Source organism: Serratia sp. 22264, assembly GCF_052045345.1.
GTDB classification, from domain to species: Bacteria; Pseudomonadota; Gammaproteobacteria; order Enterobacterales; family Enterobacteriaceae; genus Serratia; species Serratia plymuthica.
In genome coordinates this window covers 585,969-600,736 of record NZ_JBQEOY010000001.1, presented here as the reverse complement: position 1 = coordinate 600,736, position 14,768 = coordinate 585,969, and the positions used below count along the sequence as shown (strand labels likewise).

Sequence of the window (14,768 nt, the reverse complement as noted above, 5' to 3'; positions counted from 1 at the left end):
CCTGATTACGGTTTACCGGCCTGCAACACAAAACCGCGTTGCATATCGCCCGCAATGCGGAAGTAACGGCTCTCACCGGCGCGCAGCGTCATCGGTAACCGGCCGCTGGTATCGCGCCAGATGCACAGACTATTTTCGATCATATCCTGCCCGATGCTAACTTCGTTATTCCCCACCGGCACTCGAAACTCGGCCTTCTCTTTTGCCGCCAGCGATGCCGCAAACTCCCCGTTGATATAAACCCCGGTGCGGCAACTCCCCGCCAACATCCCGCTGTCACGCACCACCACCACCGTGGCATAAGGCGTTTGCGGCACATTCTGATAAAGCATCAATCGGCTGGGCGGCGGCAACTCAGCCTGTTGCGGCGGAACCGCCTGCGTGGCGCAGCCAGACAACAGTAAGCTTGTAATAAATAACACGGCGTAATGCTTCATCCTGAGCTCCTAGAAAAAACCAATCTTCATAGTAGCAAGAGAATAGGCGGCAGCGCGCCATCAATAGAAAAATAGGATAACTTCCAGTGGGCTGGGGAGAAGTCCGACGTCAAACGAGTTTTCGCTGCCCATCGCGATGATGATCAAAGGACGTTCCGTCACACTAGGAAAATTCTTTGTTATTATATTGAAATAGATAAGGATTTTTTTAATCTATTTAGAATTTAACCATACGCTTCTTGATATCATCTTGAAAAATTCCACCCACATAGTTAAATCCATCCTCTGTGACATAAACTCGCGGGTAGCCGGTTTCCGACAGTCCAGTCAGCATGTATCCTCGGCTTATCATCTCTGGGGAAGGTGCATTCATCAGAGTAAGAAAACCTCGCCCCCGACACCACTGATAAAAACGGGTACGGCCATAACCAAAGGCATCACCAACCTCGGATAGGTTTCTAAATCGAACATAATCAACTGATAATGAAGGTAAATTATCGTTATCTTTAGGTATTTCAGGTTTATTCAACAAATAAGACTCCCTTATTCACGCCTTCATCATCATGAAAATCATTTATCGCTCCTGAATCTAAAAAATTTATAGGTGAATTGCAATCGCATTACTGGCCATTCGAATAATAGTTTTAATTCTGTATGGATTTAAAAGTTGGATAAACCTGCACAAATCAAGCAACCTTTTTTCCCAACCCCTACCGCAGCTAAAAATAAACCACGCCTTTTAGGTAAAAATCCTATAAATATACCGGGCATAAAATCAGAAAAAACTTAGCATCGACACTATAACCAAAAAACATTATTGCTTTATTACTCGCTTTCGCCATTACCATTTACCTGCACAACCCATACCCCTGCATGCCAAAATGAAAATGATTTGCATGAGCGGCATTATATTCCGGGCCTAGCGCACTGCCGAAAAAGCCACATCCCTCTTCGAACAGCGCTTTCAGATAGCTTCCCGCAGTGCTTTGCTCCGGCCAGTCGCGCAATATTGTCAGCCGTTGACCATTCGCCAGACGAAAACCGGCAATATCCCAAGCCTCCGCAGTGGCATGCTCACTGAGCCTTCCCACTGGTCGATGATAGATATTGCGACAAGCGTAGCTGCCAAGATGATCAATACGCGCCAGCCTCACGCCAAACCGCCGTTGTGCCTGCGGCGCGGCGATTTGCCCAACGAACATTGCGCTGCTCAGCGCCAGCGGGCAACTGGCAAGAAAACTGGAGCTGAGGCGTACCTCACCAAAATTTTGCACCCGCACCGGCGCAACCAGCGGACATTTGCCCTGGCTGTCGCCAGGCAGGCTAAAAGCGATACGCCCCGCGTCCCTTGCCTGAGTCAAAATGGCCATGCAAGCCACAGGATCATTGGCCAACAACCGCAGTTTAAGGCGAGTGACCAGGGTTGGGGGATCGTCCAGCGTTAAAGGAGAGAAAGGATGATAGCCTGGGGGTAAATAACGGCTTGCCCAGGGCAGCAGCATAGCCAGCGCCAGTAATACCAAAAGTAAAACGAGCGTACGTCGCATGCCATTCTCCCCCTAAACCCAAAACCTCAGCACTTACCCACAGCATTATCGGCTGCGACTTTAAAGCCACACATATAGGCTTCGCCAGCGTAACCTCAATCTTACCTAAACAATAATTATTATCATTTCCAATTTTAACATCATTTTATTACACTCCTGCCTTACGTTGTCTAGGATGATTCTTAGCACGTGTATTTAGGACGACAGAAAGAGTTAGGGAGACTATGAAGACGTATAATTTTTTGATTATTTTGCCATTCTTGACATTGACCGCTTGCACCCAATGGGAAAAACCCGGTGCTGGCAACGCCACCCGCGATGCGGAATATGCCGAATGCAAAGGCAAGGGGTATGAACGTTTTCCACCAGATATGGTGAGAGATTTTGAGTTTGCCTACGAAAACCAATACAAAAGCTGTAAAAAAGACAAGAAGGATTGTCCAGAAGGCTACCGTTACGAAAAACAACCCTCGTTCAAAACGGTACAGAATGATCGCAATGAGGCCGCCCGCTCGGCGACCATCGAAGCCTGCATGTATGGCAAAGGCTGGCACGAGAAAACCTATTACTGGCCACAATACTGACAAAGCGGGCAACGGGTTCGGCATGCCGAACCCTGTTACCCTGCCTGCAACCGGCAGCTATTGATCGTCGCCGTGTGGCATGCCAGCCTTCGGTTTAGACTTATTTCTCTCTGGCTTTTTATCCTTTGTGGCCGACAGAGCACGACCAATCAGCCATAACAACAACGGCATCAGCAACAGACATAGTGCCAGCGTAATCAGTGCATTTGTCATCCTTTGCCCACCCGAACTCTCTGGTTATTATGCCTGAGTGTAGCATGCTTATCCGTCGCTCTCGGTGCGGCCCAGTCGGGCCAGCGTTTCTGTTCTGGCCGGCGTCAATGGGATCCGGGGGGCCATCAACGGCCAACCAAAAAGGTGACGTGCCGCCGTCGCGCAAATCTTGCCCTGACAGGCTCCCATACCGCAGCGGCTGCCCAACTTGGCCGCCGACCAGCCAGAGAACTCGCAGACCTGCCCCAACGGCACATCCTCGCAGCGGCACAGCAGCGTGTCAGGCATCGCCAGTGTTTTCAGCGCAGGGTTTAGCATAAAAGCGCGCTCTACCGTTCCAGCGAAATGCCGCCACTTATCACGCTGCCCCATTAATGCTTGCGCCTGTTCCATATTGCCGGTTGCGGCATAACCGGCGATGGCTCCCTCGGCTAGTGCCAACTCACTGCCGCCAACGCCGGTACAGTCTCCGGCGGCATAAATCGGCGGCAGACTGGTTTGCTGCCACTCGTCCACAGCGACCCTGTGATTGGAAATGCGGCACCCCAAATGCATCGCCAGCTCAATATTTGCCACCAGTCCAAAACCGCAGGCCAACCGATCGCAAGGCAGCATCGCCACTCTCCTGCCTTGCTGAACCCTCACCGCGTCCAGCCGTTGCCCACCCAACGCCGCCAGCACATAGCTGTCAGGGCGATAACGGCGATGCAGTAGAGTCAATGACTGGTGTAGCTTTGTCGGCCAGCGCCACAGCCCGCTGGCGAACCCCGCCAACCGCCGAGCGGACGCTTGTTCCGCCAGCAATACCACGTCACCACCGGCTTTGGTAACGCTATCGGCCACCGCCAGCAGCAACGGCCCGCTGCCGGCAATGGCCACCCGTTCCCCTTTAATTTGCAGCCCCTGTTTTATCTGTGCCTGCAACCCACCGGCACCGGTCACCCCAGGCAACGTCCAGCCGGGAAACGGCAACAGAAGCTCCCGCGCACCGCAGCACAAGATCAAGCGTTGATAATCGACGAGTCCACTACCCACAGCACTCTCATAGAGGATTTGCTGCCGCCCGCAATGGGCCACGATTTTGACGGCGTTAAGCAACGTCACGTTATTCAGCGCCCCAACCGCCTGCCGATACTGCTGCGCAAGTACCGGCAATATTACTCCCGGCCCATCGCGCCAAATTTGTCCACCTGGGTTAGGGTTATCGTCAAGCATCAACACCGACTGGCCGCTTTGTGCAGCGGTGCAAGCTGCGGCTAACCCGGCTGGCCCTGCGCCGATAATCAGCACGTCGCACGCGAGGTTATTCATCATTGATCCTCTCAATATGCATCCCAGGCTGACACAGGGTCTGGCACGCCAGCCGCCGCAGACCGTTCACCGTGACACGACACTCCTGGCAAATACCCATGCCGCAAAACGGCGCTCGCGGTAGCCGACAGACCGAGTAACGGCAGCGATCCTGCCCGCTCAGGCTAAGCGCTGCTGCCACACTGCAACCCTCAGGCACGCGCAGGCTTTCACCATCAATTGTTAGCATCAGCAAACTATGTTCTTCGCTCATACCGACAACACCTCGCTAAACACCCGTTCAGCAAGATAGGGAGTATCGTCAATCGCCGGCCGGTGATGCTGGATCTGTGCCGCAATCAGTGCAGCGCTGCCTAACGCGGTCGTCACCCCCAACCCCTCATGCCCCAATGCCAACCATAACCAGCGATGTTGCGGGTGCGGCCCCAATAGCGGCAAACCATCGGCCGAAGCGGCGCGCAGACCTGTCCAGCAACGGATAATATTCAGTTGCGCCAGCGCGGGTAAAAAGGCCTCCGCGCGCATCAGCATTGCCGCCAGCAACGGCAAGTCGATATCGGCGTCGGGTGAATCAAATTGTCGCGAAGAACCAATCAGCAGTTGGCCTGTTGGACGCGCCTGAACGTTGAATGCCACTGAAGTGCCGCCGCTGGCATGTGCGCTGGCACCATAACCTAATTCAACCAATTGGTGGCGCACCCTCTGCGGGTAACGATCGGTGATCGCCAAGTGCCCTTTTTTGGCTTTCAGCAACGGCTGCGCTAACAACCTATCGGCCTGCAGGCCGCAGGCAAGCACCACTACAGGGGCCGTCAGGCGCTTACCGCTAGCCAGCACCACCGCTTGTTCCTCCAGCACGACCACCTCATCAGCAATCACCCTGATTGCCGACCCTGCATCAACCTGTAACCATCGGGCGACGTTGGGCGCATAGACAATGCCGTCGCCCGGCACCTGCAACCCACCCGCCAGACCGGGCCGCAGCATGGGCTCAAGACGAGCAATCTGCGCAGCACTGAGCGTCTCGCCAAGCACGCCATATTCCGCCATTCGCCGCTGCTTTAGTTCGGCAATAGCCATCTCGTCTTCCCGCTCCGCCAGCCATAGCGTGCCGCAACCGCGCCAGGCACAACTCTCCGGCATGCGCTCCAGCACCCCGCGCCACAGTTGTAGCGAATAAGCGCTCAAGGCCAATTCAGCGGGATTATCATCCATACAGACCAGGTGCCCCATGCCTGCTGCTGTCGCACCGGGGCGCTGATTATCCACCAATAACACCTGATGCCCTTCCTGTGCCAGCCGCCAGGCACAGGCTGCACCGATAATGCCGGCGCCTACCACTATCGCCTCTGCGCATCTGCCGACGGCCATCACCGTATTCCCCAGGCGAAGGGGTCACGCTCATCCAGCAGCAACCGGCTATCGGCGCAAATGTAAGCTTGCCCGCGAATAAAAGGGATTACGCGATCGCCATTGCGCCGGTAATAGCCGCTGAATTCACTGCCAATCACGCTAGCCTGGCGCCAGACTTCATCCGGAGGCAATTTGCCGTCGGCCGCCAGGCAAGCCAACTTGGCGCTGGTGCCGGTACCGCAGGGCGAACGGTCATAGGCCTTGCCGGGGCATAGCACGAAGTTGCGGCTGTCAGCCTGCGGATCGGCGGCGAACAGTTCAATATGATCGATAACACCGCCGTCTTCCCCATAAACGCCCGCCAGCTCCAGCGCCTGCCGTACCGCCCAGCAGAAGGCGGTAAGCGCCTCCAGATTTTGCGTAGTAATGGCAAGAGGATGTTCGGCAACCAGGAAAAACCAGTTCCCCCCCCAGGCAATATCACCCGTCACGACGCCATAGTCCTTCACCTCGACCGCCACCTGTCGGCGATAACGGTAGGCGGGCACGTTTTCCACCGTGACGCTGCCGTCCTGGTGCAGCGTGGCATTGACCGTACCGACAGGGGTTTCAATCAAATGCTCCCCGGCGCTGATCCGCCCCAGATAAGCCAACGAGGCGACCAGCCCGATAGTGCCGTGGCCGCACATGCCCAGATAGCCGGCATTGTTGAAGAAAATCACCCCGGCGGCGGCCTGCGGTGAACAAGGCTGGCACAATAATGCCCCAACCAGCACATCATTGCCGCGAGGCTCCAGAATGACGGCGCAGCGCCAGTCGTCATACTGCTGTGCAAACAATGCTTTGCGTTCCGCCATACTGCCGCTGCCCAGATCGGGGAATCCCTCGATAATCAATCGGGTGGGTTCCCCGCCGGTGTGGGAATCGATTGCCCGCAGTCCGGTGAAATGCGAAGAAAGTGCCATCGGAGCCTCCTGAGTTAATGACATGTTACCGATAGCCTTAGCCTGACCGAATACGCCGACGGCGGCTTGATGCATTTCGGCGCGGCAAATGCAGAAATCAGCATAATGCCCGCAGCGGCGTTTAACCGACGTCGCACAGCTCCGTTCCGAATGCCATAAGAATGACTTATTTATCATTGTGTTATTGATGTGCTATTTCTAAAACTGCGAGGTGGCAGCCGTTTTATTTTCTAAAAACTGATCTGCAAAAAGAAAAAGTATGCGGCAATGCGCATATTTGGCAGCTGCGCTTGAAAAGTTATCAGAAAGTTAATATTGATTAACGGCGCCAAGAATGGCCTGCCCGAACCGCCTCAGGTTCGGTGTCAAACAGCGGGAAAAGGTATTGCTATGCGATTAGCCCATGACCATCAGGTTGTTACTCCTCCCCAGCCCGTTATTGATGAGCAGGAAGATGACGTATTCGCCGTAGAACAGCTGTCCCGCCTGTGCGATGGCCTGGCGCAACAGCGCCCCAACAACCTGCACGAATTGCTGAATTCGCTGGCGCTGATCGCCCCGCTGCTCAACGCCATCCCCAACGTGGTGTTCTTTATCAAGGACGCGCAGGCGCGTTACCTGTTGGCCAACCTGACGCTGGCCAAGCGCTGTGGTTTCAAAACCGTCATGCCATTGCTGGGAAAAACCTCAGCAGACGTCTTTCCCGCCCAGCTTGGCTCAGGTTATACCGAGCAGGATCTCCGGGTGTTACGCCACGGGGTGCTGATTCAGGATCAGTTGGAAATGCATCTGTATAACGGTCGGGAAACCGGCTGGTGCCTGACACAAAAACTGGCGCTGTATGACGCGCAGGGCAAAATCATTGGCATGGCGGGCATCTCGCATGACCTGCAGGAGGCCAAAGCCAATCACCCGGCCTATCAACGGCTGGCGGCCATCGACGTCTATATTCGCCAACATTACGCCCGGCCGATCGCCCTCGAGGAGCTAACAACGCTCACCGCTCTTTCCGTGGCGCAGATCGAACGCTACTGCAAACGCATTTTTCACCTCACGCCACGCCAGATGATCCACAAGGTTCGGCTGGAAAAAGCGACCGAATTGCTGGCCGGTGATTTACCCATCACCGACATTGCCCTGCAGTGCGGCTATACCGATCACAGCGCTTTCAGCCGTCAGTTCAAGTCGATGACCGGCTTGACCCCTCGCGATTTCCGGCTAACGATAATCCCTTAACCGGCTGATATTACTCCCCCTGCTCTCTTTTCTCGGCGGAAGAACCCTCAGGTTTTTTGCCGCCCGATGATCTGCGTTACTGTGCCAATTTCGTCGTGGCATTCGGCGAAAACCGTCAAGCCCCTGCGAACAATACAGGTCAATCTGTGGTTGGATTTCACCAAGAGTTCACCACCGATTAACAAACTTGGACGACAGGATAAACACTATGAGTCATAAAACCATTAAATGGAGCGGCGTGTTCCCGGCGGTCAGCACCCAGTTTCGCAGTGATTTCTCTCTGGATCTCGACGCCACTCATACGGTAATCAAAAATCTGGTCAAGGACGGCGTTTCAGGTCTGGTGGTGTGCGGCACCGTCGGCGAAAACACGTCATTGACGGTACAGGAAAAGTTGTCGGTCATTGAGGTAGCGCGGGATGCGGCCCAGGGCCAGGTGCCGGTGATCGCCGGCATAGCCGAATTCACCACCGCCTTTGCGCGCAATATGGCACGCGAAGCGCAAAAAGCCGGTGTCGACGGCATTATGGTGATGCCTGCACTGGTTTACTCCGCCAAACCCCACGAAACTGCCGCACACTTTCGCAGCGTCGCCACCGCCACCGATCTGCCGATCATGGTCTACAACAACCCACCCATTTACAAAAACGACGTAACGCCCGACATCCTGACCTCGCTGGTCGACTGCGAAAATATCGTGTGTTTCAAAGACTCTTCCGGCGACACCCGCCGCTTTATCGATCTACGCAACGAGGTTGGCGATCGTTTTGTCCTGTTCGCCGGGCTGGACGACGTGGTGCTGGAAAGCATCGCCGTCGGGGCCGAAGGTTGGATATCCGGGATGTCCAATGCCTTCCCACGTGAGGGAGAAACGCTGTTCCGCCTGGCGAAGCAAAAACGCTTTGAAGAAGCGTTGTCGCTATACCGCTGGTTCATGCCGCTGCTGCACCTCGATGCACGGCCGGATCTGGTGCAGTGCATCAAACTATGTGAAGAGCTGGTGGGCCGAGGCAGCGCAGTTACCCGTCCCCCGCGCCTGGCGCTGCAAGGCGACACGTTGGCGGAAGTCACGGCAGTGATCAAAAAGGCGCTGGCAACCCGCCCCGAACTGCCGGACGTCGGCCTGTAATCGCCACCTTCGCCCGGCCGTCTGCCGGGCACTCTCATTTTCCTGACGGGGGATACATGCCCAACATCTATACCATCAGAGGCCAACAGTTTATCGGCGGCGAACGCCGTGCCAGCGGAGAAGCTACGCTGATCAGCCTGCGTGCCGATAACGGCCAGCCAACCGGCCATCGCTTCCATCAGGCCACCGCCACTGAAGCCGCCGCCGCCGCCGAGGCCGCCGCGCAGGCCTTCACCGCATATTCGCAAATCGGCGCCGAGCGCCGGGCGGCGTTTCTTGATGCCATTGCCGATCAGTTGGACGCGCTGGAGGAGGATTTCTTCGCATTCGCCATGCAGGAAACCGCCCTGCCATTGGTTCGCCTGAGCGGTGAGCGCGCCAGAACCAGCGGTCAGATGCGGTTATTCGCCACTCTGTTGCGTCGCGGCGATATGCATGGCGCACGCATAGACTGCGCCCTGCCGCAGCGAACGCCATTACCGCGCCCGGATCTGCGGCAATATCGCACCGCTATCGGCCCGGTAGCGGTGTTCGGCGCCAGCAACTTTCCGCTGGCGTTCTCCACCGCTGGCGGTGACACGGCGGCCGCGTTGGCTGCGGGTTGCCCGGTAGTGTTCAAGGCGCACGGCGGTCATATGATCACCGCAGAGCTAACTGCGCAGGCGATTGAACGGGCCCGAGAGCAACTGCAAATCCCGGCAGGGGTGTTCAACATGATTTACGGCGATCGCATTGGTGCAGAGTTGGTGCAGCACCCGGCAATTCAGGCGGTGGGCTTTACCGGTTCGCTGCGGGGTGGCAGAGCCTTGTTCGATCTGGCTATGCGCCGCCAGCAGCCTATTCCGGTGTTCGCCGAAATGTCGAGCATTAACCCGCTGATCGTGATGCCCCAGGCTCTGGCCCGGCGTGGGCAGAAAATCGCACAGGAACTGGTTGCCTCATTCACCCTGGGGTGCGGCCAGTTCTGCACCAAGCCAGGGTTGATTCTCGGCCTACAGGGCACAGCATTCCGTCAGCTGATTCACGAGTTAAACACCCAGATAAATGCTGCCGCACCCCAACCTATGTTGAATGCCGACACGCTGACGCATTACCGCAATGGATTAAAAGCGCTCGAAGAGACGCCGGGTATCCGCCATCTGGCCGGCAACCGCGAGCAGCAACCGCATCTGGCCGCACCGCAACTGTATCAGGCCGACGTCAACCTGTTGCTGAGCGGCAACCCTCTGCTTCAGGAGGAAGTCTTTGGCCCGGTGGCGATCCTGGTGGCAGTGGAAGACAACCGTCAACTGGCTGCCGTGCTGGAGAGCCTGCAAGGGCAACTGACCGCCACCCTGCTGGCAGACGAAGATGATCACGCCGATGCGGCTCCGTTGGCTCAACGGCTGGTGCACAAGGCCGGGCGAGTGCTGTTCAACGGGTATCCCACCGGGGTAGAGGTCTGTGACGCCATGGTGCACGGTGGCCCTTATCCGGCAACCAGCGATGTACGCGGCACGTCGGTAGGCACGCTGGCCATCGAACGTTTCCTGCGCCCGGTCTGCCTGCAGAATTACCCCGCGGCGTTACTGCCTCCGCCGTTGCAAGACAGCAACCCACTTGGCCTGTTAAGGCTGGTTAACGGCATTTATACCCGGGATCCCATTACTTTATCTGCCAATGACTAGCCAGGCCGTATCTGCATGCCATCAAATAACAAAAGGGTAACCCTATGACAACCCAAGGCAAATTCAAGAAGCAGCTTACGCTCACCGATCTGACGTTTATCGGTCTGGGCGCTATATTTGGTTCCGGCTGGCTGTTCGCCGCCAGCCACGTATCTTCCATTGCCGGCCCGGCGGGCATCTACTCTTGGCTTATCGGCGGCCTGGCCGTTTTACTGCTCGGTATCGTCTATTGTGAACTGGGTGCGGCACTGCCGCGCGCCGGCGGCATCATCCGTTATCCGGTATTTTCCCACGGCGAGCTGATGGGCTATCTGTTGGGATTTATCACCCTGATCGCCTTCTCCAGCCTGATATCGATTGAGATCGTCGCCGCCCGCCAATACGCCGCCGCCTGGTTTCCCTTTTTGAGCCAACCCGGCTCCGGCGACCCGACGCTATTCGGCTGGGGGGTACAGCTAGTGCTGCTGTGCTTCTTCTTCGCCCTTAACTACTACAGCGTCAAAACCTTTGCCAAATCCAATAACCTGATCAGCGTGATTAAATTCATGGTGCCGCTGTTGGTGATCGTAGTGCTGTTCAACTTCTTCAAACCCGAAAATTTGTACAGTCAGGGCTTTGCCCCCTTTGGCTCCGCAGGGGTGGAAGCAGCCATTTCGGCGGGCGGGATTATCTTCGCGTATCTCGGTCTGACGCCGATTATCTCGGTCGCCAGCGAGGTGCAAAACCCTCAACGTACGATTCCCATCGCGCTGATCCTGTCGGTAATACTGTCCACCATCATCTATGTGCTGTTGCAGGTGGCTTTCCTCGGCAGCATTCCCAGCGAGATGCTTAGCGGGGGTTGGGCCGGTATCAGCCAGCAATTCTCACTGCCTTATCGCGATATCGCCATCACGCTGGGCATGGGTTGGCTGGCGTTCCTGGTGGTGAGCGATGCGATTATCTCGCCGAGCGGCACCGGCAATATCTATATGAATGCCACGCCACGGGTGATCTACGGTTGGGCGCGCGCCGGGACCTTCTTTAAAATCTTTACCCGCGTCGACGGGGCGTCCGGCATTCCACGCCCCGCGCTGTGGCTGACCTTTGGTCTGTCGATCTTCTGGACGCTGCCCTTCCCCTCTTGGGAGAAGCTGATCGGCGTAGTATCCGCCGCGCTGGTACTGAGTTACGCCATTGCGCCCGTCACCGCCGCCGGCCTGCGGCGTAATGCGCCGGACCTGCATCGCCCGTTCTTCGTGAGGGGCTTTTGCGTGCTCGGCCCGGTGTCATTCATCATATCGGCACTCATCGTCTACTGGTCCGGCTGGAACACCGTTTCCTGGCTGCTGGGCCTGCAGATCCTGATGTTCGTGGTTTATATTCTGTTCAAAAACAAGGTGCCCACCCATGCCGTCAGCCTCCGGCAGCAGATTTGGTCCTCACTGTGGCTGATCGGCTTCTACGCGCTGATTATTGTGGCGTCTTATCTCGGCAGCTTTGGCGGTATCAACGCCATCGGTCACCCGTGGGATACCCTGACGGTGGCAGTCATTGCGCTGGTGATCTACTACTGGGGTGCCTATACCTGTTTGCCCAAGGCGAATTTCGACGGTGATGAAGAAGAGTAACCGCAAAGGAGAAATCTCATGACGCAAACCCAGACGCTATCGCTGAGCGAGGCCTATCATCTCGCGCTGCGTGCACTGCGCAGCAACGGTTTCAGCGTTGAACATGCCGATGCCGTCGCACAGAATGTGACCGCCGGCGAACGTGATGGCTGCGCCTCGCACGGCTTGTACCGGGTGCTTGGCTGCGTACGCTCGCGACTGGCCGGCAAGGTGTCCGCCGACGCCGTTCCGATGCTTATCGACAGCGCTCCGGCGATCCTGCGGGTGAACGCCAACGACGGCTTTTCACTGCTGGCTTATCGCCGCGCACTCCCAGCTTTTGTCGACAAAGTGCGCACTAACGGCATAGCGGCGTTGGCCATTAACCACTGTGTGCATTTTTCCGCCCTGTGGGCCGATATTGAACCCTTAACCGAACAAGGGCTGGTGGCGCTGGCATGCACGCCCAGCCATGCCTGGGTTACCCCCGCCGGGGGAACCCGCCCGTTGTTCGGCACCAACCCTATCGCCTTTGGCTGGCCGCGTCCGCAGCGCCCGCCGTTTATCTTCGATATGGCCACCAGCGCCGCGGCACGTGGCGAAATCGAGCTGCACCACCGCGCCGGCACGCCGCTGCCGGAAGGATGGGGTATTGATGAACAGGGGCAACCCTCAACCGATCCGGCCAGCGTGTTGCAGGGCGCGATGCTGACCTTTGGCGGCCATAAGGGATCTGCGCTGGCAGCGATGGTTGAACTGCTTGCCGGGCCATTGATTGGCGATATGACCAGTAAGGAATCGCTGGCCTACGATCGGCAGACCGGCTCCTCCCCTTATGGCGGCGAACTGATTATCGCCATGGATCCCGAACGTTTTATGGGGGCCGACAGCGCGGTTCACTTTGCCAGAGCGGAAGCCTTGTTCGCCGATATGTCCGGGCAAGGGGCACGTATTCCAGGGGAGCGGCGTTTTCAGATGCGGCAATACAGCGAGCAACACGGCGTGACCTTGCCGCTGGCGCTGTATGAAGAAATTGTTGCCCTCTGCCGCTAAATGATACAGGCCCGCAAACTGAGCTGCGGGCCTGATTTAACCAATTATCTGACAACCATGACCGAGATATTGGCGTGGCGCACAATAGCCGCAGCGTTAGATCCCAGCAAGTAGGTTTTCACGCTCGGGCGGCGCGAACCGATGATGATCAAATCCGCTTTGATTTCCTCCGCCAATTCCAGCACCTGATCGCGCGGGGAGCCAAAGCTGATGGTGTAATCCAGACGCTCCAGTGGAATATCAATTTCCGACATGATTTTCTTGAGCTTATCGACCGCTTTTACTTCCGCCTGATTCTCAAACTCCTTGATGCCAAATGAATAGGCGGTAACGAACGCCGAGGCATCCGGCAACGCGTGGAAGAAATGCACTTTGGCTCCGGAAATTTTCGCCAGGTACTCGACATTCTTCAACGCATGCTCCGTCAGCAGATCTTCTTCAATATCTATCGGCACTAGTATGGTCTTGTACATATTACATCCCTTCTATGTAAACCTTGGTGCCTATAGGGTACTGCCGGGAGAATGGTGCGTGAACCGCTTTCTCGTGCTTTTGTGATCGCCGGTAACTCCTGGCCGGGATAATTGGTTATTTAACAAAATATAAACATAGCGAGGTTAACAGCTAGTCGATTAATTATTGCAATATCAGTCAAATGAGTTGCAAATACACCGCTTTCGCCGTGGCGGCAGTTTTATTGGCAACTGACAATTTTTTAATCGAATTACCGATGTGAAAATTCACGGTTCTTTCACTCAACCCCATAAGCATGGCAATTTCCTCTGAGGTTTTGCCTTCGCTGCACCAGCGTAAAATATCCTTTTCACGCAACGTCAACACGTCTTTGATCGCCTCGTCGTTCACCGATATTAATGCTTCGCGCAACGTTTTATGAGCAATCTGCGCCAACCACAGGAAAAAGGTTTCGTTACGCGCACCGGCCTCCGGCGACTGCTCAGGGATTTTTTTGCCGGCAAAGGTGAGAATGCCCAACCGACCGTAGCAGTCCTTGATTGACTGTGACCAACCTTCACGGATACCGAACTGTGCCATACGCCACCACAGTTCCGGTCTATCTTGATAGAACTCTTCGTCCCAATGAAACTGCAGCGTGGAATGATGGGCCTGATCGATAACCGGGTCCTGCAAATACACCCGCAGCTTGCGGTAGTCCTCCAGGTATTCTGCAGGATAATTTCCCTCTATCAGCATTTTGGGCCGGCTGGCCGGGTAGCAGGAAAACACAATGTAGGAATAGTACTCAAAGCCCAGTGCCTGGGCGCAGGGTTCCAGACGACGTAAAAAAAGCTCGCGGTCGTGCACACTGTCGAGTAAAGCGTCCATCAAAGGCTGAATGCGGTTATCCATAAAAACACGTTCTCCAGAAAGCTGGGCCGGCAATCGATAAGTAACATTAACTATAGTGTGACTCCCTGGCTACAACAGCCGTTTCATAGTATAAAAAATACAATGGCTATAACAAAAAAAGCTATCATCACCTCTATCGCTAATAAATAACGCGTTAAAACCGCCCCCTGACTGATAAATTACGCGAATACCATAAGCGCCTATTATTGTAAACCTGTCAGTTTTACCGTTAGACAGTCATCTCGCCACCCATTACCTTCGCCTTAGGCACCCAGTGTCGTTCCAAATCCAAATAAATTATAAGCATTTGCGAATT

At 55.8% G+C, this 14,768-nt stretch carries 15 protein-coding genes; 6 read left to right on the top strand and 9 right to left on the bottom strand.

What is annotated here, in order from left to right; all coding sequences use genetic code 11:
• Nucleotides 1-5: 5 nt before the first annotated feature.
• The 3 genes from ACTJJ1_RS02910 to ACTJJ1_RS02900 all read right to left on the bottom strand — a co-directional run bounded on the left by ACTJJ1_RS02910 (nucleotide 6) and on the right by ACTJJ1_RS02900 (nucleotide 1,984).
• Nucleotides 6-437 (bottom strand): hypothetical protein, encoded by a 432-nt coding sequence (locus tag ACTJJ1_RS02910; protein ID WP_440832310.1) that lies wholly within the window; start codon nucleotides 435-437, stop codon nucleotides 6-8.
• 217 nt (nucleotides 438-654) lie between these two features.
• Nucleotides 655-969, bottom strand: coding sequence for a hypothetical protein (locus ACTJJ1_RS02905; protein WP_122289540.1), 315 nt, complete (start codon nucleotides 967-969; stop codon nucleotides 655-657).
• A 316-nt stretch (nucleotides 970-1,285) separates the two neighbouring features.
• Nucleotides 1,286-1,984, bottom strand: a complete 699-nt coding sequence (locus tag ACTJJ1_RS02900; protein WP_122289541.1) for an extensin-like domain-containing protein — start codon at nucleotides 1,982-1,984, stop codon at nucleotides 1,286-1,288.
• A gap of 224 nt (nucleotides 1,985-2,208) precedes the next feature.
• Between ACTJJ1_RS02900 and ACTJJ1_RS02895 the strand changes: the two genes are divergently transcribed.
• On the top strand, nucleotides 2,209-2,568 hold the full coding sequence (locus ACTJJ1_RS02895; protein WP_004942932.1) for a hypothetical protein: 360 nt from the start codon (nucleotides 2,209-2,211) through the stop codon (nucleotides 2,566-2,568).
• Nucleotides 2,569-2,829: 261 nt separating this feature from the next.
• Here the strand turns inward: ACTJJ1_RS02895 and ACTJJ1_RS02890 are convergent, their stop codons facing one another.
• The 4 genes from ACTJJ1_RS02890 to ACTJJ1_RS02875 are packed head-to-tail and all read right to left on the bottom strand — an operon-like array spanning nucleotide 2,830 to nucleotide 6,410.
• Complete coding sequence (locus tag ACTJJ1_RS02890) at nucleotides 2,830-4,092, bottom strand: FAD-dependent oxidoreductase (protein ID WP_440833590.1); 1,263 nt, start codon at nucleotides 4,090-4,092, stop codon at nucleotides 2,830-2,832.
• A complete protein-coding gene (locus tag ACTJJ1_RS02885) occupies nucleotides 4,085-4,345 on the bottom strand; it encodes a (2Fe-2S)-binding protein (protein WP_122289751.1) in 261 nt (86 codons plus the stop codon). Before ACTJJ1_RS02885 ends, ACTJJ1_RS02890 begins: the two co-directional genes overlap by 8 nt.
• Nucleotides 4,342-5,463 (bottom strand): NAD(P)/FAD-dependent oxidoreductase, encoded by a 1,122-nt coding sequence (locus tag ACTJJ1_RS02880; protein WP_440832307.1) that lies wholly within the window; start codon nucleotides 5,461-5,463, stop codon nucleotides 4,342-4,344. Before ACTJJ1_RS02880 ends, ACTJJ1_RS02885 begins: the two co-directional genes overlap by 4 nt.
• Entirely contained in the window at nucleotides 5,463-6,410 is a 948-nt protein-coding gene (locus ACTJJ1_RS02875) for a 4-hydroxyproline epimerase (RefSeq protein WP_004942924.1), read from the bottom strand. The genes ACTJJ1_RS02880 and ACTJJ1_RS02875 overlap by 1 nt, the downstream gene beginning before the upstream one ends.
• Before the next feature lie 390 nt (nucleotides 6,411-6,800).
• On the opposite strand from ACTJJ1_RS02875, the gene ACTJJ1_RS02870 reads away from it, so the two are divergent.
• The 5 genes from ACTJJ1_RS02870 (at nucleotide 6,801) to ACTJJ1_RS02850 (ending at nucleotide 13,084) form a co-directional block, all read left to right on the top strand.
• A complete protein-coding gene (locus tag ACTJJ1_RS02870) occupies nucleotides 6,801-7,646 on the top strand; it encodes an AraC family transcriptional regulator (protein WP_004942921.1) in 846 nt (281 codons plus the stop codon).
• A 208-nt stretch (nucleotides 7,647-7,854) separates the two neighbouring features.
• Complete coding sequence (locus tag ACTJJ1_RS02865) at nucleotides 7,855-8,775, top strand: dihydrodipicolinate synthase family protein (protein WP_004942917.1); 921 nt, start codon at nucleotides 7,855-7,857, stop codon at nucleotides 8,773-8,775.
• A 56-nt stretch (nucleotides 8,776-8,831) separates the two neighbouring features.
• Nucleotides 8,832-10,442: an aldehyde dehydrogenase (NADP(+)) gene (locus tag ACTJJ1_RS02860; protein ID WP_440832305.1), complete on the top strand. Its 1,611-nt coding sequence runs from the start codon at nucleotides 8,832-8,834 to the stop codon at nucleotides 10,440-10,442.
• A 44-nt stretch (nucleotides 10,443-10,486) separates the two neighbouring features.
• Nucleotides 10,487-12,052: an APC family permease gene (locus ACTJJ1_RS02855; RefSeq protein ID WP_004942912.1), complete on the top strand. Its 1,566-nt coding sequence runs from the start codon at nucleotides 10,487-10,489 to the stop codon at nucleotides 12,050-12,052.
• 18 nt (nucleotides 12,053-12,070) lie between these two features.
• Nucleotides 12,071-13,084 (top strand): Ldh family oxidoreductase, encoded by a 1,014-nt coding sequence (locus ACTJJ1_RS02850; RefSeq protein ID WP_440832303.1) that lies wholly within the window; start codon nucleotides 12,071-12,073, stop codon nucleotides 13,082-13,084.
• A 44-nt stretch (nucleotides 13,085-13,128) separates the two neighbouring features.
• Here ACTJJ1_RS02850 and ACTJJ1_RS02845 read toward each other — a convergent pair whose 3' ends face one another.
• Entirely contained in the window at nucleotides 13,129-13,557 is a 429-nt protein-coding gene (locus ACTJJ1_RS02845; RefSeq protein WP_004942906.1) for a universal stress protein, read from the bottom strand.
• Nucleotides 13,558-13,735: 178 nt separating this feature from the next.
• Nucleotides 13,736-14,452, bottom strand: a complete 717-nt coding sequence (locus tag ACTJJ1_RS02840) for an autoinducer binding domain-containing protein (RefSeq protein ID WP_004942903.1) — start codon at nucleotides 14,450-14,452, stop codon at nucleotides 13,736-13,738.
• Between the last annotated feature and the right edge of the window lie 316 nt (nucleotides 14,453-14,768).